Annotated in this window: 22 protein-coding genes; 17 read left to right on the top strand and 5 right to left on the bottom strand. The window is 65.0% G+C overall.

Going from position 1 to position 23,563, the window contains the following annotated elements; genetic code table 11:
* Positions 1-36: 36 nt before the first annotated feature.
* Positions 37-219 carry a sulfur starvation response protein OscA gene (gene oscA / locus DNK34_RS11605; protein ID WP_131175345.1) on the bottom strand — a complete coding sequence of 61 codons (183 nt, stop codon included), beginning with the start codon at positions 217-219 and terminating at the stop codon, positions 37-39.
* 253 nt (positions 220-472) lie between these two features.
* Between oscA and DNK34_RS11600 the strand changes: the two genes are divergently transcribed.
* Positions 473-1,054, top strand: coding sequence for an alpha/beta hydrolase (locus tag DNK34_RS11600; protein ID WP_131175344.1), 582 nt, complete (start codon positions 473-475; stop codon positions 1,052-1,054).
* 71 nt (positions 1,055-1,125) lie between these two features.
* Positions 1,126-2,076, top strand: a complete 951-nt coding sequence (locus tag DNK34_RS11595) for a sigma 54-interacting transcriptional regulator (protein WP_131175343.1) — start codon at positions 1,126-1,128, stop codon at positions 2,074-2,076.
* A 432-nt stretch (positions 2,077-2,508) separates the two neighbouring features.
* On the opposite strand, the gene modC is transcribed toward DNK34_RS11595, so the two are convergent.
* From modC to modA, 3 genes are all read right to left on the bottom strand, one after another.
* Positions 2,509-3,603: a molybdenum ABC transporter ATP-binding protein gene (gene modC, locus DNK34_RS11590; protein ID WP_131175342.1), complete on the bottom strand. Its 1,095-nt coding sequence runs from the start codon at positions 3,601-3,603 to the stop codon at positions 2,509-2,511.
* Positions 3,600-4,283 carry a molybdate ABC transporter permease subunit gene (modB, locus tag DNK34_RS11585; protein WP_131175341.1) on the bottom strand — a complete coding sequence of 228 codons (684 nt, stop codon included), beginning with the start codon at positions 4,281-4,283 and terminating at the stop codon, positions 3,600-3,602. The genes modC and modB overlap by 4 nt, the downstream gene beginning before the upstream one ends.
* Before the next feature lie 95 nt (positions 4,284-4,378).
* Entirely contained in the window at positions 4,379-5,137 is a 759-nt protein-coding gene (gene modA, locus DNK34_RS11580; RefSeq protein ID WP_131175340.1) for a molybdate ABC transporter substrate-binding protein, read from the bottom strand.
* 236 nt (positions 5,138-5,373) lie between these two features.
* Between modA and DNK34_RS11575 the strand changes: the two genes are divergently transcribed.
* The 13 genes from DNK34_RS11575 (at position 5,374) to DNK34_RS11515 (ending at position 18,509) form a co-directional block, all read left to right on the top strand.
* A complete protein-coding gene (locus tag DNK34_RS11575) occupies positions 5,374-7,731 on the top strand; it encodes a DNA polymerase II (protein WP_131175339.1) in 2,358 nt (785 codons plus the stop codon).
* Positions 7,732-7,945: 214 nt separating this feature from the next.
* The gene (locus DNK34_RS11570; protein WP_131175338.1) at positions 7,946-9,259 is read left to right on the top strand and encodes an OprD family porin; all 1,314 of its coding nucleotides are present in this window, start codon (positions 7,946-7,948) and stop codon (positions 9,257-9,259) included.
* A 107-nt stretch (positions 9,260-9,366) separates the two neighbouring features.
* On the top strand, positions 9,367-10,359 hold the full coding sequence (locus DNK34_RS11565) for an aliphatic sulfonate ABC transporter substrate-binding protein (protein WP_131175337.1): 993 nt from the start codon (positions 9,367-9,369) through the stop codon (positions 10,357-10,359).
* A gap of 2 nt (positions 10,360-10,361) precedes the next feature.
* Positions 10,362-11,186 carry an ABC transporter permease gene (locus tag DNK34_RS11560; RefSeq protein WP_411269306.1) on the top strand — a complete coding sequence of 275 codons (825 nt, stop codon included), beginning with the start codon at positions 10,362-10,364 and terminating at the stop codon, positions 11,184-11,186.
* A gap of 2 nt (positions 11,187-11,188) precedes the next feature.
* The gene (locus DNK34_RS11555; protein WP_131175335.1) at positions 11,189-11,920 is read left to right on the top strand and encodes an ABC transporter ATP-binding protein; all 732 of its coding nucleotides are present in this window, start codon (positions 11,189-11,191) and stop codon (positions 11,918-11,920) included.
* Positions 11,921-12,271: 351 nt separating this feature from the next.
* Positions 12,272-12,823, top strand: a complete 552-nt coding sequence (locus tag DNK34_RS11550) for a sugar O-acetyltransferase (protein ID WP_131175334.1) — start codon at positions 12,272-12,274, stop codon at positions 12,821-12,823.
* 162 nt (positions 12,824-12,985) lie between these two features.
* Positions 12,986-13,624 (top strand): peroxiredoxin, encoded by a 639-nt coding sequence (locus tag DNK34_RS11545; RefSeq protein WP_131175333.1) that lies wholly within the window; start codon positions 12,986-12,988, stop codon positions 13,622-13,624.
* Between the two features lie 9 nt (positions 13,625-13,633).
* Positions 13,634-14,221 (top strand): NADPH-dependent FMN reductase, encoded by a 588-nt coding sequence (gene ssuE, locus DNK34_RS11540; RefSeq protein WP_131175332.1) that lies wholly within the window; start codon positions 13,634-13,636, stop codon positions 14,219-14,221.
* 119 nt (positions 14,222-14,340) lie between these two features.
* On the top strand, positions 14,341-15,333 hold the full coding sequence (locus tag DNK34_RS11535; protein WP_131175331.1) for a sulfonate ABC transporter substrate-binding protein: 993 nt from the start codon (positions 14,341-14,343) through the stop codon (positions 15,331-15,333).
* A 57-nt stretch (positions 15,334-15,390) separates the two neighbouring features.
* Entirely contained in the window at positions 15,391-16,539 is a 1,149-nt protein-coding gene (gene ssuD / locus DNK34_RS11530) for an FMNH2-dependent alkanesulfonate monooxygenase (protein WP_131175330.1), read from the top strand.
* A 54-nt stretch (positions 16,540-16,593) separates the two neighbouring features.
* A complete protein-coding gene (gene ssuC / locus DNK34_RS11525; RefSeq protein WP_131175329.1) occupies positions 16,594-17,388 on the top strand; it encodes an aliphatic sulfonate ABC transporter permease SsuC in 795 nt (264 codons plus the stop codon).
* A complete protein-coding gene (gene ssuB / locus DNK34_RS11520) occupies positions 17,385-18,185 on the top strand; it encodes an aliphatic sulfonates ABC transporter ATP-binding protein (protein ID WP_131175328.1) in 801 nt (266 codons plus the stop codon). The genes ssuC and ssuB overlap by 4 nt, the downstream gene beginning before the upstream one ends.
* Positions 18,186-18,293: 108 nt before the next feature.
* Positions 18,294-18,509 (top strand): TOBE domain-containing protein, encoded by a 216-nt coding sequence (locus DNK34_RS11515; RefSeq protein ID WP_013793202.1) that lies wholly within the window; start codon positions 18,294-18,296, stop codon positions 18,507-18,509.
* A gap of 95 nt (positions 18,510-18,604) precedes the next feature.
* On the opposite strand, the gene DNK34_RS11510 is transcribed toward DNK34_RS11515, so the two are convergent.
* Positions 18,605-20,875, bottom strand: coding sequence for a putative bifunctional diguanylate cyclase/phosphodiesterase (locus DNK34_RS11510; RefSeq protein ID WP_131175327.1), 2,271 nt, complete (start codon positions 20,873-20,875; stop codon positions 18,605-18,607).
* A gap of 165 nt (positions 20,876-21,040) precedes the next feature.
* Between DNK34_RS11510 and desA the strand changes: the two genes are divergently transcribed.
* Together desA and DNK34_RS11500 are read left to right on the top strand one after the other, a co-directional pair.
* The gene (gene desA / locus DNK34_RS11505) at positions 21,041-22,225 is read left to right on the top strand and encodes a delta-9 fatty acid desaturase DesA (RefSeq protein WP_131175326.1); all 1,185 of its coding nucleotides are present in this window, start codon (positions 21,041-21,043) and stop codon (positions 22,223-22,225) included.
* Between the two features lie 158 nt (positions 22,226-22,383).
* Positions 22,384-23,349 carry a GGDEF domain-containing protein gene (locus DNK34_RS11500; RefSeq protein WP_131175325.1) on the top strand — a complete coding sequence of 322 codons (966 nt, stop codon included), beginning with the start codon at positions 22,384-22,386 and terminating at the stop codon, positions 23,347-23,349.
* The last annotated feature ends 214 nt before the right edge of the window (positions 23,350-23,563 follow it).

Genomic DNA, 23,563 nt, shown 5'->3' with positions numbered 1-23,563 from the left:
CTGTTCCCGTTGTCGGGTTGACGATACCAGCTGGCGTCAGGTGTTCTTGTTGCCGGACTGCTGCAGGCGGAATTTTTCCTTGCGCTCGATCTGCACCACCTGGCCGTTGTGCACGGTGATTTCCACCGAGCCGAACTTCAGGCCGTGCAGGGCACTGTGGATTTCGCGCAGGATGGTGGCTTCATCCTGGCCTTCCAGGTTGCGGAGGGTTGCGGTCATGGCTAAGGCTCCTTGCCCTCGTTCTTTATGCGACGGCTGTCGGCTGTGGGGCGTGGAGCGGATATTAGGGAACCTGAAATATTCTTAAAAATACTGTTTAAGAACATTTATATCTCTTTTGGATATATATCTATTTTGCCCTTGTCGCGCGTTGTTATTTGCTTATGCGGAATAAGCAAATAAGTTCTTATTCTTTTTAGTATCGTTCATGGCCTTCTACACTGCCGACAACGCATATAGAGGAGGCGCGGTGATGCGCAGTGAAGCGATTCGATACGTGATCGTGCCGGGCTGGCAGGGCTCGGCCGACGATCATTGGCAGAGCCACTGGCAGCGCAGCCTGCCGAACAGCGCGCGGGTCGAGCAGAAGGACTGGCTGACGCCGCGTCGCGAGGAGTGGGTGGCGGCGCTGGAAGAACAGGTGAGCGCCGACCCGCGGCCAGCGATCCTGATCGCTCACAGCCTGGGCTGCGTGACGGTCGCCCACTGGGCGGCGCAGGCGCCCGTGGCGTCGCTACGCCGGGTACTCGGCGCCTTGCTGGTCGCACCGGCGGATGTGCAGCGCGCCAACTGCCCGCCGGCCTTGCAGAACTTCGCGCCGATTCCCCGGCACCTGCTGCCGTTTCCCAGCCAGTTGGTCGGTTCCGACAACGATTCGGCCGCCAGCGCCGCGCGCGCCATCGAACTGGCCCGCGACTGGGGCAGCGAGGCGGCCCTGCTCAGTGGCGCCGGGCATATCAATGTGAAGTCCGGTCACCAGCGCTGGGAGCAGGGCTTCGCCTACCTCTACCGCCTGCAGAACCGTATCGAACAGCAGCAGCGCCGACGCGCCTGAGCGGCAGCGTTCAGGCACGCATTTTTTCAACGGAGGCCGCATGCGGCCTGACGCTATATAGAGAGTGTTTTATGGACCTGTCATCGGCTGGCGATCAGTCGCTGCTGATCTTTCCCGATGCGGAAAAGAGCCCCCTGAGCATCCGCGCCAAGGCCCTGGTGTTCATCGATCCGCGCACACGCCGCCTGCGCGCCGAGGTCGAGCGCCTGGCCGACCTGCCGGTGCCCATCCTGATCCAGGGCGAGACCGGCACCGGCAAGGAACTGCTGGCCCGGCACATCCACCGGGCCAGTGAGCGGCCGGGCTTGTTCGTCGCGCTCAGTTGCAGCGGCCTGAGCCCCAACCATGCCGAGGCCGAGCTGTTCGGTTATGCCGCCGGTGCCCACCAGGGCGCGCCCAGCAGCCGTGCCGGCTGGGTCGGCTCGGCCAATGGCGGCACCCTGTACCTCGATGAGATCGGTGACCTGCCGCTGCCCTTGCAGGCGCAACTGCTCAGCGTGCTGGAGACCGGCGAGGCCCTGCGCGTCGGGGCTTCGCAGGCGACGCCGGTGGATGTGCGCCTGGTGGCCGCCACCAGTATCGACCTGTGGCAGGCGGTGGCCGCCGGCAAGTTCGACGAGCGCCTGGCCCATTACCTCAGCGATGGCCGCCTGGAGTTGCCGCCGCTGCGCGAGCGGGTCGGCGATGTATTGCCCCTGGCGGAGTATTTTCTCGGCATCTACGCCCAGCGCCTGCGTCTGCCGCTGCCTGGTATCAGCCTCGCCGCCCAGGCCGTGCTCGAGCGCCACGACTGGCCGGGCAACACCCGTGAACTGGAGAACGTGGTGCACTTCGCGTTGCTGGTCTCCGGTGCCGATGAGATCGATGTGCAACACCTCAACCTGCCGGCGGCACCGCCGTTGAAACGCATCGAACATGCGCTCGAGCAATTGCTCGACGATGGCGATGCAACACAGCTCGCCGCCCTGCGCGAACTGCTAAGGCGTGCCGAGGCCCGGGCGCCGGTACTGGCGGCGTCGTAAGCAACTTTGCTGTTTCATCACGACAGCGGAGCCTGGGGGATTTCCCGGGTGTCGCTGCGCTCGACCCGGGCTACGCAAGGATAGCGTTCCTGTCGAGACGTTCGTCGGGCTCAGCTCTAAGCGCGCAGAATGGCCACATTCGTGTGGGAGCCGCGAATCGTGGACATACCGCGATTCTTCAGCATGACCGCCCTCGCATCGCGCCGGGGGCGACGCTCCTGCGAACGGGCTCTTGCAGGCCAAGGATCAAGACGGTATCTACCAAGGGTCAGCTACGTAGGATGGGGCGGGCCGCGCAGATGAGCCTCATCGGAAATTGATGGGTTTCACCCATCCTACTGCTGGCTGGCTTGCCGTAGGCTGGGTGAGGCGCTTGTTACGCTGGCGAATACGACACAGGTTCGGTTGCGCCGTAACCCACCCTATCAAGGGTCAGGACGCCAGCAGCGATACCGATTTGATCTGCGCCCACAGCGCCTGTCCGGCCTGGATGCCCAACTGGTCGAAGGAATAGCGGGTGATGCGGGCGATGATGCGTTCGTCGCCGACCCGCAGTTCGACCAGGCGGTGCGCCGGGTTGGGCAGCTCGAACCACCGTTCGACCCTGGCCGGCAACAGGTTGAGGACACTGCTGTCCTGGGCCTGCTGCAAGCCGAGGCTGACATCGCGGGCCTTGACCTTGATCCGCACCCGTCGCCCTGGCGGCAGTGGCGCATGGGCCAGCCTCAGGCTGCTGGCGCTGCCGGCCAGGCTGATGTCGAGCAGGCCGTAGCCGGCGTCGTGGCGCTCCACCCGGCCTTCGATCACCGCCTCGGCGTCGTCTTCGAAGATGAACGGCAGGTCGCTGCGGATCAGGGTTTCCTTCAGCGGCCCGGCGGCCTGTACCCGGCCGTCGTCCAGCACCACCAAGTGGTCGGCCAGCCGGGCGACTTCGTCCGGCGAGTGGCTGACGTAGAGAATCGGGATTTCCAGCTCGTCATGCAGGCGTTCCAGATAGGGCAGCACTTCCTGCTTGCGCTTGAGGTCGAGTGCCGCCAGTGGCTCGTCCATCAGCAGCAGCCTGGGGCTGGTGAGCAGGGCGCGGGCCATGCCGACGCGCTGGCGCTCGCCGCCGGAGAGCCGATCCGGCAGGCGCTGCAGCAGGTGTTCGATACCCAGCAGGGCGACGGCCTGCTCGAGAGGCACGCGCCGCTCGGCCGCCGCGATGCGCTTGAGGCCGTACTGCAGATTGCCCTGCACGGTGAGGTGGGGGAACAGGTTGGCATCCTGGAATACATAGCCGACCGGACGCCGATGGGCCGGCAGCCAGACGCCGCGGCCGCTGTCCTGCCAGCATTCGCCATTGACCTGCAGATGCCCCTCGGCCGGCTGCTCGAGCCCGGCGAAACAGCGCAGGCAACTGGTCTTGCCCGAACCGGAATGGCCGAACAGCGCGGTGATGCCGCGGCCGGGCAGTTGCAGGTCGACGTCCAGAGTGAAACCGGGATGAGCGAGCCTGAAGCGGGCGTGGATCCGTGCGTCGTTCATGACCAGGCCTTATGGCCGCGGCGACCGGTGGAGTACAGCGCCAGCAGCACCAGGAACGAGAACAGCACCATGCCGCCGGCCAGCCAGTGGGCCTGGGCGTACTCCATGGTTTCCACATGGTTGTAGATCTGCACCGAGGCCACCTGGGTCTTGCCGGGAATGTTGCCGCCGATCATCAGCACCACGCCGAATTCGCCGACGGTGTGGGCAAACCCGAGAATCGCGGCGGTGAGGAAGCCCGGCCTGGCCAGTGGCAGGACCACGCTGAAGAAGGCATCCCAGGGCCCGGCACGCAGGGTCGCGGCGGCCTCCAGGGGCGCCCGGCCAATGGCTTCGAAGGCGTTCTGCAGCGGCTGCACGACGAACGGCAGGGAGTAGAACACCGAGCCGATCACCAGGCCGGCGAAGGTGAAGGTCAGGGTGCCGAGGCCCAGGCTCTGGGTCAGTTGGCCGAAGAAACCGTTGGGCCCCATGCTGATCAGCAGGTAGAAACCGATCACCGTCGGCGGCAGCACCAGCGGTAGGGCGACGATGGCACCGATGGGCCGCTTGAGCCAGGAGTCGGTGCGCGACAGCCACCAGGCGATGGGCGTGCCGACCAGCAGCAACAGCACGGTGGTCAGGCTGGCCAGCTCCAGGGTCAGGAGGATCGCAGCGAAGTCGTTGGGGCCCAGTGGCATGGGGACAGCCTTTGAGAGGTAAAAGACGAGAAAGGCGCTGGAGGCTGAGCGAAATTGTTCCGCGTCCGGCCTCCAGCGCGCTTGATCGGCTTATTTTAGAGCTGGTAGCCGTAAGCCTTGATGATGGCGGCGGCCTTCGGCCCCTTCAGGTAGTCGACCAGCGCGGTGGCGGCGGGGTTGTTGGCGCCCTTGTTGAGGATGACGGCGTCCTGACGGATCGGCTCGTGCATGTCCTCCGGCACGATCCAGGCCGAACCGCCGGTGATCTGGCCGTCCTTGTACACCTGGGACAGGGCGACGAAACCGAGCTCGGCATTGCCGGTGGACACGAACTGCAGCGCCTGGGTGATGTTCTGGCCTTCGACGATCTTGCTGCGCAGCGAGTCGCTCAGGCCCAGTTTGTCCAAGGTCTGGGTGGCCGCCAGGCCATAGGGCGCGGCTTTCGGGTTGGCGATGGACAGGTGCTTGAAGTCGCCCTGTTTCAGGACGGCGCCTTTATCGTCGACGTAGCCTTCCTTGGCCGACCACAGCACCAGGGTGCCGATGGCATAGGTGAAGCGCGAGCCTTCGACGATCTGGCCTTCCTCTTCCAGCTTGGCCGGGGTGCTGTCGTCGGCGGCGAGGAACACCTCGAAGGGCGCGCCGTTGCTGATCTGCGCATAGAACTGTCCGGTGGCGCCGTAGACGGCCTGCACGCTGTGCCCGGTGTCTTTCTCGAATTCGCTGGCGATGGCCTGGATCGGCGCGGTGAAGTTGGCGGCGACCGCCACCTGGACCTGCTCGGCCAGGGCGTTACCGGCCATGGCGAGGGTGGCGCAAAGGACGAACAACGGACGAACGAGGCGAGTGCGCATGGACAGCTCCTGAGTGGCACGGAAAGCGGGCGGCGTAGCGTCCGCGGTAACGCTATATACAAAAATATACGGCGATAGGGAAGGGGAAGTCGCAAGCTTCAAGCTTCAAGCCAGAAGCCAGAAACGTATCGGTGTTACGCCTGAACCGCTTTTAACTTGCCGCTTGAAGCTTAACGGCTGCTCCGGCGGCGAGGCGCGGTAAGATCGCGTCCTGAAACGGCTTTGAGGTGACAGGGGTGGATCTACAGCGGGGCTTCGTCCTGACCCGGCACTGGCGCGATACGGCGGCCGGTACCCAGGTCGAATTCTGGCTGTCGACCGACACTGGCCCGCGGCGCGTTCGCCTGCCGCTGCAGACCTCGGTGGCCTTTATCGCCGCCGAGCAGCGCGCCCGCGCCGAGGCGCTGCTGCATGGCGAGCAGGGCGTCGAACTGCGCCCGCTGGCGCTATGCGATTTCCGCCATCGCCCGGTGCTGGGCCTGTACTGCCGCCAGCACCGCCAGTTGATCAACCTCGAGCAGCGCCTGCGCCAGGCCGGGGTCGACGTCTACGAGGCCGATGTGCGGCCGCCGGAGCGTTACCTGATGGAGCGCTTCATCACCGCGCCGGTGCTGTTCGGCGGTACCCCGGCCGATGACGGCGTGCTGATCGATGCGCAGATGAAGCCGACGCCGGATTACCGGCCGCGCCTGAAGCTGGTGTCTCTGGATATCGAGACCACGGCCAAGGGCGAGCTGTACTCCATCGCGCTGGAAGGCTGCGGCCAGCGCCAGGTGTACATGCTCGGGCCGCCGAACAAGGACACGGCGGTGGACTTCGCCCTCGACTACCGCGATACCCGTGGCGAGCTGCTCGAGGCGCTGAACCAGTGGCTGGCGCTGCACGACCCGGACGCCATCATCGGCTGGAACCTGGTGCAGTTCGATCTGCGCGTGCTGCAGGAACACGCGCAGCGCCTGCAGGTGCCGCTGCGTCTGGGCCGCGGCGGCGAGCCCCTGGGCTGGCGCGAGCACGGCGCCAAGCAGCATTTCTTCGCCAGCGCGCCGGGACGCCTGATCATCGATGGCATCGAGGCGCTGCGCTCGGCGACCTGGAGCTTCCCCTCCTTCAGCCTGGAGCACGTCGCCCAGACCCTGCTCGGCGAAGGCAAGGACATCAGCACACCCTACCAGCGCATGGACGAGATCAATCGCATGTTCGCCGAGGACAAGCCGGCCCTGGCCCGCTACAACCTCAAGGATTGCGAACTGGTGACGCGCATCTTCGCCAAGACCGAACTGCTCACCTTCCTGCTCGAGCGCGCCACGGTCACCGGCCTGCCCGTCGACCGCAGCGGCGGTTCGGTGGCGGCCTTCGTCCACCTGTACATGCCGCTGATGCACCGCCTGGGGTTCGTCGCGCCCAACCTCGGCGAGCGGCAGGCGGAGGCCAGCCCCGGCGGTTTCGTCATGGACTCGCGGCCAGGGCTGTACGAGTCGGTGCTGGTGCTGGACTACAAGAGCCTGTATCCGTCGCTGATCCGCACCTTTCTGATCGACCCGGTGGGGTTGGTGGAGGGCCTGCGCACACCGGATGACGCCAGCTCGGTCGCGGGCTTTCGCGGCGCGCGCTTCTCGCGTACGCGGCATTGCCTGCCGGCCATCGTCGAGCGCGTGTGGCAGGGGCGCGAGACGGCCAAGCGCGAGGGCAATGCGCCCTTGTCCCAGGCGCTGAAGATCATCATGAACGCCTTCTACGGGGTGCTCGGGTCGAGCGGCTGCCGCTTCTTCGATCCGCGCCTGGCCTCGTCGATCACCCTGCGCGGGCACGAAGTGATGCGCCGCACCCGCGCCCTGATCGAGGCCGAGGGCCACGCGGTGATCTACGGCGATACCGACTCCACCTTCGTCTGGTTGCGGCGGGCCCATTCCCAGGACGAGGCCGAGCGCATCGGCCGTGCCCTGGTGCAGCGGGTCAACCAGTGGTGGCGCGAGCACCTGCGCGACGCGTTCGGTCTGCACAGCGCCCTGGAGCTGCAGTTCGAAACCCACTTCAGCCGTTTTCTGATGCCCACCATTCGCGGCGCCGAGGAGGGCAGCAAGAAGCGCTATGCCGGCCTGATCCAGCACGCCGATGGCCGCGAGGAGATGGTCTACAAGGGTCTGGAAACGGTGCGCAGCGACTGGTCGCCCCTGGCCCAGCAGTTCCAGCAGGAGCTGTACCTGCGCATCTTCCGCCGCCAGCCGTATCAGGCCTACGTGCGCGACTACGTACGCCGCACCCTGGCGGGCGAGTTCGATGAGCGCCTGGTCTACCGCAAGCGCCTGCGCCGGCGCCTGGACGACTACCAGCGCAACGTGCCGCCGCATGTGCGTGCGGCCCGTCTGGCCGATGCCTACAACGATGAACAGGGCCGGCCCCGGCAGTACCAGCGCGGTGGCTGGATCAGCTACGTGATCAGCGTCGCCGGACCGGAGCCGCTGGAGGTGCGCCGGGCGCCGATCGACTACGAACACTACCTGACCCGTCAGTTGCAGCCGGTCGCCGATGCCATCCTGCCGTTCGTCGACGATGACTTCAGCACCCTGATCGGCGGCCAGCTCGGCCTGTTCTGAGGCCGCCCATCCGCGCTGCGCGCCCTGCCCGTTCGGCCATGGCTGCCAGGCCCGGCATGCATATTCTAAAATGTAATTTATTAGTAATTATTGATTCTTTTTAGTTTTATAAGCCTTGGCTTAGCCTTGCTTTCGCCTACACATAACCGTCTTTACCGAGTACGGCCCGCGCATCGGCCGGCTCACGATGGATCACGCTCTGGAGCACACCCGCATGAACAAGTCCACATTGGCCCTGGCCGTCACCGTCGCCACCCTGGCCCAACAGGCCGGTGCGGCCGGCTTTATCGAAGACAGCACGGCCAAGCTCGACCTGCGCAATTTCTATTACGACCTGAACACCAAGAACACCGCCAACAACAATGGCGAGGCGAACGAGTGGGGCCAGGGTTTCATCTTCAACTACCAGTCCGGTTTCACCGAGGGCACCGTGGGGGTGGGCGTCGATGTGATCGGCCTGTATGGCCTGCGCCTGGATTCCGGTGGCAGAAATACCAAGGTGGGCCGTGATCGCACTCCGGGCGCGCTGTTCCCCCTGGAAAGCGACGGCAGCGCCGTGGATGATTACAGCAAGGCCGGCGCCACCGCCAAACTGCGTCTGTCCAAGACCGAATTGCGCCTGGGTACTCTGCAGCCGAAACTGCCGGTGGTTAACTTCAACGACGGCCGCCTGCTGCCGCAACTGTTCGAGGGCGGGCAGATCACCTCCAGCGAGATCGACGGCCTGACCCTCACCGCCGGTCAACTGGAACACACCAAGACCCGCTCCTCGACCGACGATATCGGCCTGCGCATCGGCGGTGCCGCGGCCAGTGCCGACACCAACAAGTTCTACTACGCCGGTGGCGACTACAAGATCACCAAGGATCTGACCGCGCAGTACTACTACGGCAACCTGGACGATTTCTACAAGCAACACTTCGTCGGTCTGGTACATAACCTAGCGTTGCCCGCCGGTAGCCTGAAAACCGATCTGCGCTATTTCGACAGCGGCTCCGACGGCAAGAACGGCAATGCCGCCGGTCGTGCAGAAGGCTACGTCAGCACTGGCAAGCCGGGCTTCGATGGTGAAGTCGACAACCGTACCTGGAGCGCCCTGTTCACCTACAGCCTGGAAGGCCACTCGTTGAGCGCTGGCTACCAGCAGGTGTCCGGCGACAGCGCCTTCCCGTTCCTCAACCAGGGTGACGGTTCCACCGCCTACCTGATCACCGACCGGCAGATCGGCAAGTTCCTCAGCGCCGGCGAGCGCACCTGGCTGGCCGAGTACGGCTACGACTTCGGCAAGGTCGGTGTCCCCGGTTTGAAGGCGCTCGTGACCTATCTGTCCGGCAGCAATATCGACGGTGGCGCCCAGGGCGACCGCAAGGAATGGGAGCGTGATTTCCGCCTCGACTACAGCGTCCAGGAAGGCTCGCTCAAAGGCCTGGGTTTCTCCTGGCGCAATGCGTCGCTGCGTGGCAACACCAGCGCCAACGATGCCGACGAGAACCGTCTGATCGTCAGCTACAGCCTGCCGCTGCTGTAACACCTTTTCGGGCGGGGCGGAGCCTGGCTTCCCTCGCCCTTTTTACATCGCTCCTGACTGCGCCCGCCAACGGGCCGGAAGGTCTTTCGTTGCGTCAGGAGATGAACATGATTCCTTTCAGCCTGCGCCGCGGCCTGGCCGCCGTATGCGCCGTATTCCTGCCATTGGCCGCCCAGGCCGATGCGCCAAAGGAAGTCCGCCTGGACTATGCCTACTATGCCCCGACCAGCCTGGTGCTCAAGCAGCAGGGCATCCTGGAAAAAGCCCTGGCCCCCCAGGGTATTTCGGTGAAATGGGTGCTGAGCCAGGGCAGTAACCGCTCCCTCGAATACCTCAATGGCGGCAGCATCGATTTCGCCTCGACTGCCGGACTCGCCGCGGTGCTGAGCCGCGCCAATGGCAGCCCGATCAAGACCGTGTACGTGGCCAGCCGCCCGGAATGGACGGCCCTGGCCGTGCCCAAGGATTCGCCGATCCAAACGCTGGCCGATCTCAAGGGTAAGAAAGTGGCCGCGACCAAGGGCACCGATCCCTTCCTGTTCCTGTTGCGCAGCCTGCAGAGCGTGGGGCTGGACAAGAATGACGTGAGCATTCTGCACCTGCAGCACCCCGATGGACGTGTCGCCCTGGAACGCGGCGACGTGGACGCCTGGGCGGGTCTCGACCCGCACATGGCGTCCAGCGAAGTACAGGCCGGCTCGCGTCTGCTGTACCGCAACCTGAATTTCAACAGCTATGGCGTGCTCAGTGTCACCGAGCGCTTCGCCACCCAGCAACCGGAGCTGATCAAGCAGGTGATCGGTGCCTACGAGCAAGCGCGCGAATGGGCGCTGGACAATCCCGATGCCCTGGCGCAGCTCTTGTCGGAGGAAGCCAAGCTGCCGCTGGACGTCGCCAGGCTGCAGCTGTCGCGCACCGATTTCAGCAACCCGCTGCCAGGCCCCGAGCATATCGCCGCGCTCAAGGCCGCCGCGCCGATCCTGCTCGAAGAGCAATTGGTACGCCCCGGCACCGACGTCGTCGCGGCTGTCGAGCAGTTGATCAGTCCGCAACTGGCCGCCAGCGTGATTCAGCCGGCCGTGGCCAAAGCGGGCCAGTGAGCATGGGTTCGCTCGATCTGACCCGCGGCCGCGTGGCCGAGCGCTCGCCGCGCTGGCGTCCCAGGCTCAGCGGCCTGCGTGGCTGGGCCGTGCCGCTGGCCGTGTTGCTGCTGCTCGAGGCCCTGGTGCGTTTCGCCATCCTGCCGGCGCACCAGATGCCGGCGCCCAGCCAGGTGGCGCAGACGCTCTATGCGCTGGCCGTGGGCGGCGAACTGTGGAGGCATCTCTCCGCCAGCCTGCTCAGGGTGGCCGCCGGTTTCGTGATCGGCGCGGGCCTGGCCATCCTGATCGGCACCTGGGTCGGCCTCAGCCGTCGCGCCGAAGCCTATCTGGAGCCGACCTTCCAGGCCTTGCGGGCGATTCCCAGCCTGGCCTGGGTGCCCCTGCTGCTGCTCTGGCTGGGTATCGATGAAACGCCCAAGATCGTGCTGATCGCCTTGGGCGCGTTCTTCCCGGTGTACCTGGCGCTGCTCTCCGGCATTCGCAACATCGATCGCAAACTGGTGGAAGTGGGCCACCTGTACAACCTCAACCAGGCGGCCCTGGTGCGGCGCATTCTGCTACCCGCCGCGCTGCCCAGCCTGTTCACCGGTTTGCGCGGCGCCCTGAGCCTGAGCTGGATGTTCCTGGTGGCCGCCGAATTGATTGCCGCCAGCAGTGGCCTGGGCTACCTGCTCAGCGATGGTCGGGAAACCTCGCGCCCGGATCTGGTGATCGCGGCGATTCTGCTGCTGGCCGTGCTCGGCAAGCTGAGCGACAGCCTGCTCAAGTACTGGGAAGGTCGCGCGCTGAGCTGGCGGGACAGTTTTCAAGGCGGGGAGGAGTGACCATGAGTGCCTTGCTCGATCTCCAGTCCATCAGTAAATCCTTCTCCGGGCTGCGTGTGCTCGAGGATGTCAGCCTGAGCCTGGCGCCCGGTGAAATCGTCAGCCTGCTCGGCCCCAGCGGTTGCGGCAAGAGCACCTTGCTGCGCATTGCCGCCGGCCTGGACAAGGCGTTTCAGGGGCAATTGCAGCTCAATCCGTTGCTGCAGTTCGGCCAGGGCAATGGCATCGGCGTGGTGTTCCAGGAGCCGCGGCTGATGCCCTGGCTGAACGTGGCGCAGAACGTCGGTTTCGCCGCTGGGCGCGCGGCCGATGCGGCCTGGGTCGAGCAGTTGATCCGCGATGTCGGCCTGGCTGGCCGTGGCGATGCCCTGCCCAAGCAGCTCTCCGGCGGCATGGCCCAGCGTGCGGCGATTGCCCGCGGGCTGTACGGCAAGCCTCAGGTGCTGCTGCTCGACGAACCCTTCAGCGCGGTGGATGCCTTCACCCGCATGAAACTGCAGGATCTGGTCAGCGAACTGGCCGCCCGTTACGAGATCGCCGTGCTGCTGGTCACCCACGACCTCGAAGAGGCCTTCTACCTCAGCGACCGGGTGCTGATCCTCGGCGGCACGCCGAGCCGGCTGCAGCGTGAACTGGCCGTGCCCCTGGCGCGTCCGCGCGATCGCCGGGCGGCGGAACTGGCCTATCTGCGTGGCGAGGCGCTCACCGAGCTGTACCGGTCCCATGCGTTGTAGCGATTTCCTCGTGGTGGAATCTTTACCGGGCCTTTGGCCCGGTTTTTTTATGGCGCTGTTAAACGCGTAGGAGCCGCGACCCCGCGGCGATGGGTGGCCGTAACACGGTTCGTGGGATGGCCGCCATCGCATCGCGCCGGGGTCGACGCTCCTGCAGGCGAGCACTCCGCACGGGCTCCGGCAGGCCAAGGATCAAGACGCTATCCACGGTTCTGGCCAAGCGGCACACCCCAGGCGCTGCGGTATTTCTGCCTGACCTGCCCCGGTGCGTGAGCAGTGCTGTTCGCCCGATGGCAGGAACCCGCCGCCGGATCGGGGTTCTGTACTGAACCCCACCGCGGAGTCCTAGCCATGGCAACCAGCGAAAAACACAAGATGTTGGCCGGCGATCTTTACCTGGCCAGCGACCCGGAGCTACAGGCCGAAAGCGCCGCGACGGCCGCCTGGCTGGCCCGCTACAACATGGCGCTGGGGCTGTCGGCGGCCGAGCGCACACGCCTGCTCGGCGAGCGCCTGGCCGCGGTCGGCACGGGCGTGGTGGTGCGTCCGCCGTTTCATTGCGACTACGGCTTCAACATCAGCCTGGGCAACGACGTGTTCATGAATTTCAACTGCGTGATTCTCGACGTGGTCGCCGTCAGCATCGGTGACAAGACCCAGATCGGCCCTGGCGTGCAGATCCTCAGCGCCGATCATCCGCGCGACCCGGCCGTGCGCGAGTCCGGGCTCGAGTTCGGCCGGCCGGTGACCATCGGCCGCAATGTCTGGATCGGCGCCGGCGCGCTGATCCTGCCCGGCGTGAGCATCGGCGATGACGCGCTGATCGGCGCGGGCAGCGTGGTGACCCGGGACGTGCCGGCCGGCGCCACGGCCTTCGGCAACCCGGCGCGGCTGCGAGGGTGACGGGGCGCTCGCTCCTGCGCGCGGCTGGCGGGCACCCGGCGTGAGGTCGATCCATTCGTATAGTCAAATAAGTAATAAATAAATCGTTATTTATTCTTTTTAATATTTTCTGTTCCTGAGCATAGTGAGCGCCACGCAACGACTCACCGAAGGAGCAACAGCATGAGCATCCGCCTTGGCGACATCGCCCCCGATTTCGAACAGGACTCCAGCGAAGGCCGCATCCGTTTCCACGAATGGCTGGGCGACCAGTGGGGCATCCTGTTTTCCCACCCGGCCGACTTCACGCCGGTGTGCACCACCGAGCTGGGTTTCACCGCCAAGCTCAAGGACGAATTCGCCAAGCGCAACGTGAAGGCCATTGCGCTGTCGGTTGACCCGGTGGAGTCCCATGTCAAATGGATCGGCGATATCAACGAGACGCAGAACACCGCGGTCAACTTCCCCATCCTCGCCGATGCCGACCGCAAGGTTTCCGAGCTCTACGATCTGATTCACCCGAACGCCAACGACACCCTGACGGTACGCTCGCTGTTCGTCATCGATCCGAACAAGAAGGTGCGCCTGACCATCACCTATCCGGCGAGCACCGGGCGCAACTTCAACGAGATCCTGCGCGTGATCGACTCGCTGCAGCTGACCGACAGCCACAAGGTGGCCACCCCGGCCAATTGGCAGGACGGCGACGAGGTGGTGATCGTGCCTTCGCTCAAGGATGAAGACGAGATCAAGCAGCGCTTCCCGAAAGGCTACCGCGCGGTGAAACCCTACCTGCGCCTGACACCGCAGCCGAACAAGTAAGGAACACTCATGTTGGTGGTTTTGTTGGGCGGCAGCCCGAGCCAGAAATCGCGCTCGAACGTATTGCTCGAGCGCTCGCGGCGCTGGCTGCAGGCGCATGGCATCGAAGTGGTGAGCTATCAGGTACGCGATTTCAACGCCGAGGATCTGCTCTTCGCCCGCTTCGACAGCCCGCAGATCCAGGCATTGCAGGCGCACATCGCGCTGGCCGACGGCCTGCTGGTCGCGACCCCGGTGTACAAGGCCTCGTTCTCCGGGGCCCTGAAGACGCTGCTCGACGTTCTGCCCGAGCGCGCCTTGCACCACAAGGTGGTGCTGCCCATCGCCACCGGCGGTAGCAGTGCGCACATGCTGGCGGTGGATTACGCCTTGAAGCCGGTACTGGCCGCGCTGAAGGCGCAGGAAATGCTGCACGGAATTTTCGCCGATGACAGCCAGATCGCCTACACCGACAACGGTGCGCAACTGGCTCCGGCACTGGAACAGCGTCTGGACGATGCACTGCAGCACCTGGTTCAGGCCCTCAACCGCCGCCCCCAGCCGATTGCGCCGGGGCTGTTGAACGAGCGGCTGATCAGCGGGCGCTGGAGCACCTGAGGTAGCGCTGCACATCATTCGTAGGCGTGTGCCGTGTGGCCCGCGCCTGTAAACCCACCTTACTAGCCCGCCAACGAGGCAGCAGGTGGCCAACCACTCAATGCACAGGAGAGCGTGTCATGCGCACCATCACTTTGCGTCGGAGTCTGGTCGCCTTGTTTGCCGCGGCCCTTTCCTTCGGCGCCATTACTCAAGCCCAAGCTGCTTCTCAGGACAAGAGCGTCCTGCGTATCGGCTATCAGAAATACGGCACCCTGGTGCTGCTCAAGGCCAAGGGCACGCTGGAAAAGCGCCTGGCCGAGCAGGGTGTGGAGGTCAAGTGGACGGAGTTTCCTGGCGGGCCGCAGTTGCTCGAAGGCCTGAACGTCGGTTCGGTGGACTTCGGCGTGACCGGCGAAACCCCGCCGGTGTTCGCCCAGGCCGCGGGTGCCGACCTGCTCTATGTGGCCTACGAGCCACCGGCGCCGACCAGCGAGGCGATCCTGGTGCCCAAGGACTCGCCGCTCAAGTCGGTGGCCGAGCTCAAGGGCAAGAAGGTCGCCCTGAACAAGGGCTCCAACGTGCATTACCTGCTGGTCCGCGCCCTGGAAGATGCCGGTCTGAAGTACAGCGACATCCAGCCCGTGTACCTGCCGCCGGCCGATGCCCGCGCCGCCTTCGAGCGTGGCAGCGTCGATGCCTGGGTCATCTGGGATCCGTTCCAGGCCGCTGCCGAGCAGCAGTTGCAGGCGCGCACCCTGCGCGATGGCCAGGGGCTGGTCGACAACCACCAGTTCTACCTGGCGACCAAGCCCTATGCGGAAAAGAACCCGGCGGTCATCAGCGCGCTGATCGAGGAAGTGCGCGCCGTGGGTGAAGACTCCAAGGCCGACCCGGATGCGGTCACCGAACAGGTGGCGCCGTTGCTCGGCCTGTCCAAGGACATCACCGCCATCGCCGTGAAACGCCAGGGTTACGGGGCCGCCTTCATCACCCCGCAGGTGGTGGAGGCGCAGCAGAAGATCGCCGACACCTTCACCGAACTCAAGCTGATTCCCAAGCAACTGAGCATCAAGGACGTGATCTGGGCACCGCCGGCGTCGGTCGCGGCAGCGCAGACCGCCCAGCAGTAAGGCATTCAGCCGCGTGACCGCAGGGCGCGCGGCGACCACTACCAAGGAGACCACTCCATGAGTCTGAACATTTTCTGGTTCCTGCCGACCCACGGCGACGGCCACTACCTCGGTACCTCGCAAGGGGCCCGCGCCGTCGACCACGGCTACCTGCAGCAGATCGCCCAGGCCGCGGATCGCCTCGGCTTCGGCGGCGTGCTGATCCCCACCGGGCGTTCCTGCGAGGATTCCTGGCTGGTGGCGGCGTCGCTGATCCCGGTGACCCAGCGCCTGAAATTCCTGGTCGCACTGCGCCCCGGCATCATTTCCCCCACCGTGGCCGCGCGCCAGGCGGCGACCCTGGATCGTCTGTCCGGCGGTCGCGCGCTGTTCAACCTGGTCACCGGTGGCGACCCGGACGAGCTGGCCGGCGATGGCCTGAACCTGTCCCACGCCGAGCGCTACGAGGCATCGGTGGAGTTCACCCGCATCTGGCGCCGGGTGCTGGAAGGCGAAGTGGTCGATTACGACGGCAAGCACATCCAGGTCAAGGGCGCCAAGCTGCTCTACCCGCCGATCCAGCAACCGCGTCCGCCGCTGTATTTCGGTGGTTCCTCCGAGGCCGCCCAGGATCTGGCCGCCGAGCAGGTCGAGCTGTACCTGACCTGGGGCGAGCCACCGGCGGCGGTGGCCGAAAAGATTGCCGCGGTACGCGAAAAGGCCGCGGCGCAGGGCCGGGAAGTGCGCTTCGGCATCCGTCTGCACGTGATCGTCCGGGAAACCAACGAGGAGGCCTGGAAGGCCGCCGACAAACTGATCGCCCACGTCGACGACGACACCATCGCCCGGGCCCAGGCCTCGCTGGCGCGCTTCGACTCGGTGGGCCAGCAGCGCATGGCCGCCCTGCATGGTGGCAGCAAGGACAACCTGGAAGTGTCGCCGAACCTCTGGGCCGGGGTCGGCCTGGTGCGCGGCGGCGCCGGCACCGCCCTGGTCGGCGACGGCCCGACGGTCGCCGAGCGGGTCAAGGAGTATGCGGCGCTGGGTATCGACACCTTCATCTTTTCCGGCTATCCGCATCTCGAAGAGTCCTACCGGGTCGCCGAACTGCTGTTCCCCCATCTGGATGTGAATCGCCCGGCCCTGCCGGAAGGCGCGGGCTACGTCAGCCCGTTCGGCGAAATGGTGGCCAACGACATCCTGCCCAAGGCGGCGTCGGCCAGTTGAAGCGAGGTCGGGCGCGGATGCCCGGCCATCCCGTGATGATTTTCGAGGTATGACATGAGCGACACGTCTTTCAACCGCCTGGCCCTGCGGCTGGCACCCTGGCTGTTGCCGGTGGGGTTGCTGCTCGCCTGGCAGGGCGCGGTGGTGCTCGGGCTGCTGTCCACGCGCATCCTGCCGGCGCCGAGCGCGGTGCTGGAGGCCGGCTGGCAGCTGCTGTCCAGCGGTGAAATCTGGACGCACCTGGCGATCAGCGGCTGGCGCGCCGGGGTCGGCTTCGCCATCGGTGGCGGTATCGGCCTGATCCTGGGCTTCATCACCGGCCTGTCGAAGTGGGGCGAGCGCCTGATCGACAGCTCGGTACAGATGATCCGCAACGTCCCGCACCTGGCGCTGATCCCGCTGGTGATCCTGTGGTTCGGCATCGACGAGAGCGCGAAGATCTTCCTGGTCGCCCTCGGCACCCTGTTCCCGATCTACCTGAACACCTACCACGGCATCCGCAACGTCGACCCGGCGCTGGTGGAAATGTCGCGCAGCTACGGGCTGTCCGGCTTCGCCCTGTTCCGCCAGGTGATCCTGCCCGGTGCGTTGCCCTCGATCCTGGTGGGCGTGCGTTTCGCCCTCGGCCTGATGTGGCTGACCCTGATCGTCGCCGAGACCATTTCCGCCAGCTCCGGCATCGGTTACCTGGCCATGAACGCCCGGGAGTTCCTGCAGACCGACGTGGTGGTACTGGCGATCCTGCTCTACGCCGTGCTCGGCAAACTGGCCGATGTCGCCGCCCGTGGCCTGGAGCGCGCCTGGCTGCGCTGGCATCCGGCCTATCAGGGCAAGGGGGTAGCACGATGACGGCTCTGCACAGTCTCAAGCGCGGCACGCCACTGACCATCCGCGGTATCCAGAAATCCTTTGGCGAGCGTCAGGTACTCAAGGACATCGAGCTGCGCATACCCGCCGGCCAGTTCGTCGCGGTAGTCGGCCGCAGCGGGTGCGGCAAGAGCACCCTGTTGCGCCTGCTCGCCGGCCTCGATCAACCCACCGGCGGCGAGCTGCTGGCCGGTAACGGCCCCCTGGCGGCGACCCGCGAGGATACCCGGCTGATGTTCCAGGAAGCGCGTCTGCTGCCCTGGAAGCGCGTGATCGACAACGTCGGCCTCGGGCTTACCGGCGACTGGCGGCCCAAGGCCCAGCAGGTGCTGGAGGCGGTCGGCCTGGGCGAGCGGGCCAACGAATGGCCGGCGGCGCTGTCCGGCGGGCAGAAGCAGCGTGTGGCCCTGGCCCGGGCGCTGATCCATGAACCCCGTCTGCTGCTGCTCGACGAGCCGCTGGGCGCGCTGGATGCGCTGACCCGCATCGAGATGCAACAGTTGATCGAGCGTCTGTGGCAGCAGCATGGCTTCACCGTCTTGCTGGTCACCCATGACGTCAGCGAGGCCGTGGCCACCGCCGATCGGGTGATCCTGATCGAGGACGGCCAGGTCGGCCTGGATCTGGACGTGAGCCTGCCGCGCCCGCGCAACAAGGGCTCGGCCCGCCTCGCTTCGCTGGAGGCCGAGGTGCTCAACCGTGTGCTGCAGTTGCCTGAATCGCCACCGCAGCCCGACCCCGTTTCACCGCTCCCCACGCAATTGCGTTGGGCGCTATAGAGCAGCCACAAGTTTCAAGCTTCAAGCTGCAAGTAGGAGCACGACGCTTTCGCTTGTAGCTTGCCGCTTGAGGCTTGCAGCTAATTTCGACCCCAGGAGAAACTCACCATGACCATCAAAGCCATCAACGTTCGTAACCAGTTCAAAGGCACCATCAAGGAAATCGTCGAAGGCGACGTACTGTCGGAAATCGACGTGCAGACCGCGGCCGGTATCGTCACCTCGGTGATCACCACCCGTTCCGTGCGCGAGCTGGAACTGGGCGTGGGCAGCGAAGTGATCGCCTTCGTCAAGTCCACCGAGGTATCCATCGCCAAGCTGTGAGCGAGGCCGGCATCGCGCCGGCCGTTCTCATCCCGGGGCCTCTCGGCACTGCCCGCGCGGCGCGCGACGGTAGCGTCGGCAGGCCCCGATTTCGTTTACCTGGGGTACTGCAAATTCAGCGCATCGGCGGGCTGTGGCCGGCCGATATAGTAGCCCTGGGCATAATCGCAGCCGAGCTGGCGCAGGTAATCCCACTGCTCGGCCCGCTCGATACCCTCGGCGAGTACCTTGAGCTCCATGCTGTGGGCCAGGGCGATGACGGCGCGGGTAATGGCCACGTCGTCCTTGTCGTGAGGCAGGCCGGCCACGAAGCTCTGGTCGAGCTTGAGCTTGTGCACCGGCAGGCGCTTGAGCCGCGCCAGGGAGCTGTAGCCGGTGCCGAAGTCGTCGATGGCCAGGCGTACGCCCAGTGCGCGCAGGCGCTCGAGCAAGGCGTGGGCCATGTCGGGGTCGTGCATCACCGCGCTCTCCGTGACCTCCAGCTCCAGGCAGGCCGGGGGCAGGCCCGTCTCGGCCAGCACCTGGGCCACCCGCTGATCCAGTTCGCCGCGGCTGAACAGGCGACTGGACAGGTTCACGGCGACGAATTGCTGGGCGTAACCCTGGGCTTGCCAGGCGACCATCTGCCGACACGCCTGCTCCAGCACCCAGGCATCGATGGCGCTGATCATGCCGCTGTCTTCGGCCACCGGGATGAATTCGCCGGGCGGCACCAGGCCGCGTTGCGGGTGTTGCCAGCGCACCAGGGCCTCGACCCCGATCAGCTGCCCGTCACTGAGGCGGCACAGGGGTTGATAGTGCACGCGCAGCTCGCCGTTTTCCAGGGCATGGCGCATGCCGCCGACCAGTTCGACCCGCTGTCGCGCATACTCGGTCTGTTCCTGGTCATAGAAGGCGAAGCCCTCCCTGCCGCTGCTCTTGGCCTTGAACAGGGCCGAGTCGACGTTGCGCAGCACCTGCTCGACGGTGTGCGCGTCGTCCGGGTACAGGCAGATGCCCACGCTCGCGGAAATGAACAGTTCCTGGTCCTCGAGCTGAAACGGGTCGCCCAGGCAGTCGATCAATTGCTGGGCCAGGTGGGCGGCCTGCTCGGCCTGGTTGCACTCTTCGCAGAGCAGGCCGAACTCGTCGCCGCCCAGGCGCGCCAGGGTGATGCCTTTGTCGAGCTGACCGACCAGGCGCTCACCGGCCGCCTTGATCAGCAGGTCGCCGACGTTGTGCCCGAGGCTTTCGTTGATGTGCTTGAAGTGGTCCAGGTCGATCACCAGCACCGCGCCCCGGCGTGCTTCGTTCTGCGAACGTTGCAGGGCATGTTCGACGCGTTCGGTGAACAGCAGGCGATTGGGCAGGTTGCTCAGGGGGTCGTGGTGGGCGAGATGATCCAGTTCGCGCTGCGAGCGCCTGAGCACGGAGATATCGGAGAACACGGCGACGTAATAGCTGAGCACGCCATTGTCATCGCGGATGGCGCGGATGCACTGCCACTGTGGGTAGATCTCGCCGTTCTTGCGCCTGTTCCAGACCTCGCCGCTCCAGGTCCCCCGGGTCTGCAGGGTATGCCACAGGTTATGGTAGAAGTTGCTGTCGTGGCGCCCGGACTTGAGCAGGGTGGGTTGCTGGCCGAGGATCTCCGCTTCGCTGTAGCCGGTGATGCGGCTGAAGGCCGGGTTGATGTGCACGATGTTCTGCTGCGCATCGGTGACCAGCACACCCTCCTGGGTGGCTTCGAACACCGCCGCGGCCTGGCGCAGGCTGTCGGCGTCGGCGCGGCGCTGGGTGATGTCGCTGACCGTGCCGATGAAGCGCTCCGGCTGGCCGTTCTCGTCCAGTTGTATGCGCCCGCGGGACTGGATCCAGCGGTAACTGCCGTCGCGATGGCGCAACCGGTAGGTGTTTTCATAGGGGGCCTGGCTGGCCGCTGCCAGCACCCGGGCGACGCTGCGTTCGTAGTGGGGGCGGTCGTCGGGATGCATATATTGCAGCCAGCGTTCGCGCGTATCGCCCAGTTCGCCGTTCTCCAGGCCGAGCAGAGCGGTATAGCCGGGTGAGTAATAGATCTTCTGCTGGCGCAGATCCCAATCCCAGAGGCCGTCGTCGGTTGCCGACAGGGCCAGGCTCAGGCGTTCTTCGCTGAGCCTGAGGGCGGCACCGATACGGGCTCGCTTGTCCAGGTGCTTGCGGATGGTCAGGTACAGCAAGGTGCTGGTGAGCAGCACGAAAATCAGCCCTTTCCAGACCTGGATCTGTTCCGTCTGTCGGACACTGAGGTCCAGTGAGGCAAGCAGCGTGTCGCTGAATACGACCCATAGTGCGGCCGCCAGCAGGTAGTTCAAGGTCAGGCGCAAAGCGCCTTGAGGTGTACTCATAACGCGTGGTTCGGCTCTCTGTCTCGGCGGAAAATCATCACTGAAGGCTGCGTTGTAACATTCTCAGCCAAAAGACTCCGTGGTTTTCCGGTTCCTGTTGTTGATAATGCAGGCGTCGGCCTTTCGGCCACACCGCGTCTTTCCCTGCAAGAGGCATTCGAGCCCATGTGGTACAACGGTTTTCTCGACCTGTCGGTCTGGCAACTGATTGCCGTCACCCTGCTGATGACCCATGTCACCATCATCGGCGTGACGGTTTATCTGCACCGCTATTCGGCGCACCGCTCGCTGGAGTTGCATCCTGCGCTCAAGCACTTCTTCCGTTTCTGGCTGTGGCTGACCACCGCCATGAATACCCGCGAGTGGACCGCGATCCACCGCAAGCACCACGCCAAATGCGAAACCGCGGACGATCCGCACAGCCCGGTTGTCAAGGGGTTGGCTACGGTAATGCGAAGTGGTGCAGAATTGTACGCTAAAGAGGCGAAGAATCAGGATACCTTGCGCATCTATGGCAAGAACTGTCCTGATGATTGGGTCGAACGCAGGATTTATTCGCGTTTTCCCATCGCTGGCGTGACACTTATGGCGATCATCGACCTGGCCCTGTTCGGCGTGCTCGGCATTACCGTCTGGGCGGTGCAGATGATGTGGATCCCGGTGTGGGCCGCAGGCGTGGTCAACGGCCTCGGCCATGCGGTTGGCTACCGTAACTTCGAATGCCGCGACGCGGCCACCAACCTGGTGCCCTGGGGCATCCTGATCGGTGGCGAAGAGCTGCACAACAATCACCACACCTATCCCAATTCGGCCAAGTTGTCGGTCAAGCGCTGGGAGTTCGACATGGGCTGGGCCTGGATTCAGGTGTTCAGCTTCCTGCGCCTGGCCAAGGTGCAGCGCGTGGCGCCCATTGCCCATCGGGTGCCGGGCAAGGGCTGTCTGGATATGGACACGGCCATGGCGATCCTCAACAACCGCTTCCAGATCATGGCGCAGTACCGCAAGCTGGTGATCGCACCGCTGGTCAAGCAGGAACTGGCCAAGGCCGACGCCTCGGTACGTCATCAGTTCCACCGCGCCAAGCGTCTGCTGTCGCGTGAGCCGAGCCTGTTGCAGGACAAGCAGCAACTGCGTATCGACGCCATGCTGGCGCAGAGTCAGGCGCTCAAGGTGATCTACGAGAAGCGCCTGGCGTTGCAGTTGATCTGGGCACGTACCAGTTCCAACGGCCACGACATGCTCGAGGCGATCAAGCACTGGGTGCAGGACGCCGAGGCCAGCGGCATCCAGTCGCTGCGCGACTTCGCCGAGCAGCTCAAGACCTATTCGCTGCGTCCGGCGGTAGTGTGATGGATTGCGCAATCGCGTGTGCCATGGTGAACCGCGTCAGCCGCCCACGGTCATAGCAGTTACTCCGGTCGCCACCAAAAAGCCCGCCGTTCGGCGGGCTTTTTGGTGTGGATCCGGTATCCCACTGTCATCACCCCGGCCACTCTCAGGATCGGTATATGGACGAACACGGCACTATCGATCTGGAAGAGCTGACCCTGGCGTTGTTGCACAGCCGAGCGGAGGGCACGCGCCTGCGCGAACGCGAGCGGCTGTTCAGCACGCTGCTGGGCAGCGTCAATGCGGTGCTCTGGGCGTTCGACTGGAACACCCAGCAGATCATCTACGTCAGCCCCGCCTACGAACGCGTATTCGGCCGCTCCGCCGGGCTGCTGCTGGCCGACTACGGCGAGTGGCGCAACAGCATCTATCCCGACGACCTGGAGTTCGCCGAGCAGAGCATGGCCAAGGTGCTCGATACCGGCGCGGTGGAAGCCCGGGAGTACCGTATCATCCGCGCCGATGGACAGATCCGCTGGCTCAGCGACAAGTGTTTCATCAGCAGCCAGAACGAGGCCGATCAGTCGCGGATCGTTTTCGGCATCGCCGAGGACATCACCGAGAAGAAGCAACTCGAGGGCGAACTGCATCGCCTGGCCACCACCGACGTGTTGACCCAGAGCAGCAATCGCCGACACTTCTTCGAGTGCGCGCAGCGCGAATTCGAGCAGGCCCGCAGCCTGGGGCGGCCACTGGCGTTCCTGTTGCTGGACCTGGACGACTTCAAGCAGATCAACGATCGCTATGGGCATCAGGTCGGCGATCAGGTGCTGCAGCAACTGGCCAGCTGTGCCGGTTCCGTGCTGCGCCGCGGCGATCTGTTCGGCCGTATCGGCGGGGAGGAGTTCGCCGCCGTGTTTCCGGGTTGCGAGCCGACGCTGGCGGCGCAGATCGCCGAACGCCTGCAGCGTGAAATCCAGCGCCTGAGTTTCGCTCATGAAGACAAGGCATTCGGTATCACCGTGAGCCAGGGGTTGACCTCCATGGGCAGCGCCGACCGTGGGCTCGATGTGCTTTATGCCCGGGCCGATGCCGCCATGTACCAGGCCAAGCGACAGGGCAAGAACCGGATTGTCATGGTGTGATTGGCGGCAATTCGCCAATTTGGTGCTTTGAATAGGCAGATAAGCGCCTATTTTGTCGCTAGGACGACAACGCTCGCCTTGATTGGTTCAAGCAATATATTGAAATATATGATTTTGTGAATGTCACCTAATGGGTGGCACGTTATCTGCTGTATCATCTTCAGCAAACGGCCAGCCGTGGCCGACAATAACAATGAAGAGCGTTCACGATGCC

Origin of the sequence: Phytopseudomonas dryadis (assembly GCF_004327355.1) — a bacterium.
Classification (GTDB): Bacteria; Pseudomonadota; Gammaproteobacteria; order Pseudomonadales; family Pseudomonadaceae; genus Aquipseudomonas; species Aquipseudomonas dryadis.
This window is presented reverse-complemented; position numbering and strand designations above follow the sequence as displayed.

Bases quoted from the DNA above. Each gene is read 5' to 3' on its own strand.
- oscA (WP_131175345.1), bottom strand. From the start codon at position 219: ATGACCGCAACCCTCCGCAACCTGGAAGGCCAGGATGAAGCCACCATC.
- DNK34_RS11600 (WP_131175344.1), top strand. From the start codon at position 473: ATGCGCAGTGAAGCGATTCGATACGTGATCGTGCCGGGCTGGCAGGGC.
- DNK34_RS11595 (WP_131175343.1), top strand. From the start codon at position 1,126: ATGGACCTGTCATCGGCTGGCGATCAGTCGCTGCTGATCTTTCCCGAT.
- modC (WP_131175342.1), bottom strand. From the start codon at position 3,603: ATGAACGACGCACGGATCCACGCCCGCTTCAGGCTCGCTCATCCCGGT.
- modB (WP_131175341.1), bottom strand. From the start codon at position 4,283: ATGCCACTGGGCCCCAACGACTTCGCTGCGATCCTCCTGACCCTGGAG.
- modA (WP_131175340.1), bottom strand. From the start codon at position 5,137: ATGCGCACTCGCCTCGTTCGTCCGTTGTTCGTCCTTTGCGCCACCCTC.
- DNK34_RS11570 (WP_131175338.1), top strand. From the start codon at position 7,946: ATGAACAAGTCCACATTGGCCCTGGCCGTCACCGTCGCCACCCTGGCC.
- DNK34_RS11565 (WP_131175337.1), top strand. From the start codon at position 9,367: ATGATTCCTTTCAGCCTGCGCCGCGGCCTGGCCGCCGTATGCGCCGTA.
- DNK34_RS11560 (WP_411269306.1), top strand. From the start codon at position 10,362: ATGGGTTCGCTCGATCTGACCCGCGGCCGCGTGGCCGAGCGCTCGCCG.
- DNK34_RS11555 (WP_131175335.1), top strand. From the start codon at position 11,189: ATGAGTGCCTTGCTCGATCTCCAGTCCATCAGTAAATCCTTCTCCGGG.
- DNK34_RS11550 (WP_131175334.1), top strand. From the start codon at position 12,272: ATGGCAACCAGCGAAAAACACAAGATGTTGGCCGGCGATCTTTACCTG.
- DNK34_RS11545 (WP_131175333.1), top strand. From the start codon at position 12,986: ATGAGCATCCGCCTTGGCGACATCGCCCCCGATTTCGAACAGGACTCC.
- ssuE (WP_131175332.1), top strand. From the start codon at position 13,634: ATGTTGGTGGTTTTGTTGGGCGGCAGCCCGAGCCAGAAATCGCGCTCG.
- DNK34_RS11535 (WP_131175331.1), top strand. From the start codon at position 14,341: ATGCGCACCATCACTTTGCGTCGGAGTCTGGTCGCCTTGTTTGCCGCG.
- ssuD (WP_131175330.1), top strand. From the start codon at position 15,391: ATGAGTCTGAACATTTTCTGGTTCCTGCCGACCCACGGCGACGGCCAC.
- ssuC (WP_131175329.1), top strand. From the start codon at position 16,594: ATGAGCGACACGTCTTTCAACCGCCTGGCCCTGCGGCTGGCACCCTGG.
- ssuB (WP_131175328.1), top strand. From the start codon at position 17,385: ATGACGGCTCTGCACAGTCTCAAGCGCGGCACGCCACTGACCATCCGC.
- DNK34_RS11515 (WP_013793202.1), top strand. From the start codon at position 18,294: ATGACCATCAAAGCCATCAACGTTCGTAACCAGTTCAAAGGCACCATC.
- DNK34_RS11510 (WP_131175327.1), bottom strand. From the start codon at position 20,875: ATGAGTACACCTCAAGGCGCTTTGCGCCTGACCTTGAACTACCTGCTG.
- desA (WP_131175326.1), top strand. From the start codon at position 21,041: ATGTGGTACAACGGTTTTCTCGACCTGTCGGTCTGGCAACTGATTGCC.
- DNK34_RS11500 (WP_131175325.1), top strand. From the start codon at position 22,384: ATGGACGAACACGGCACTATCGATCTGGAAGAGCTGACCCTGGCGTTG.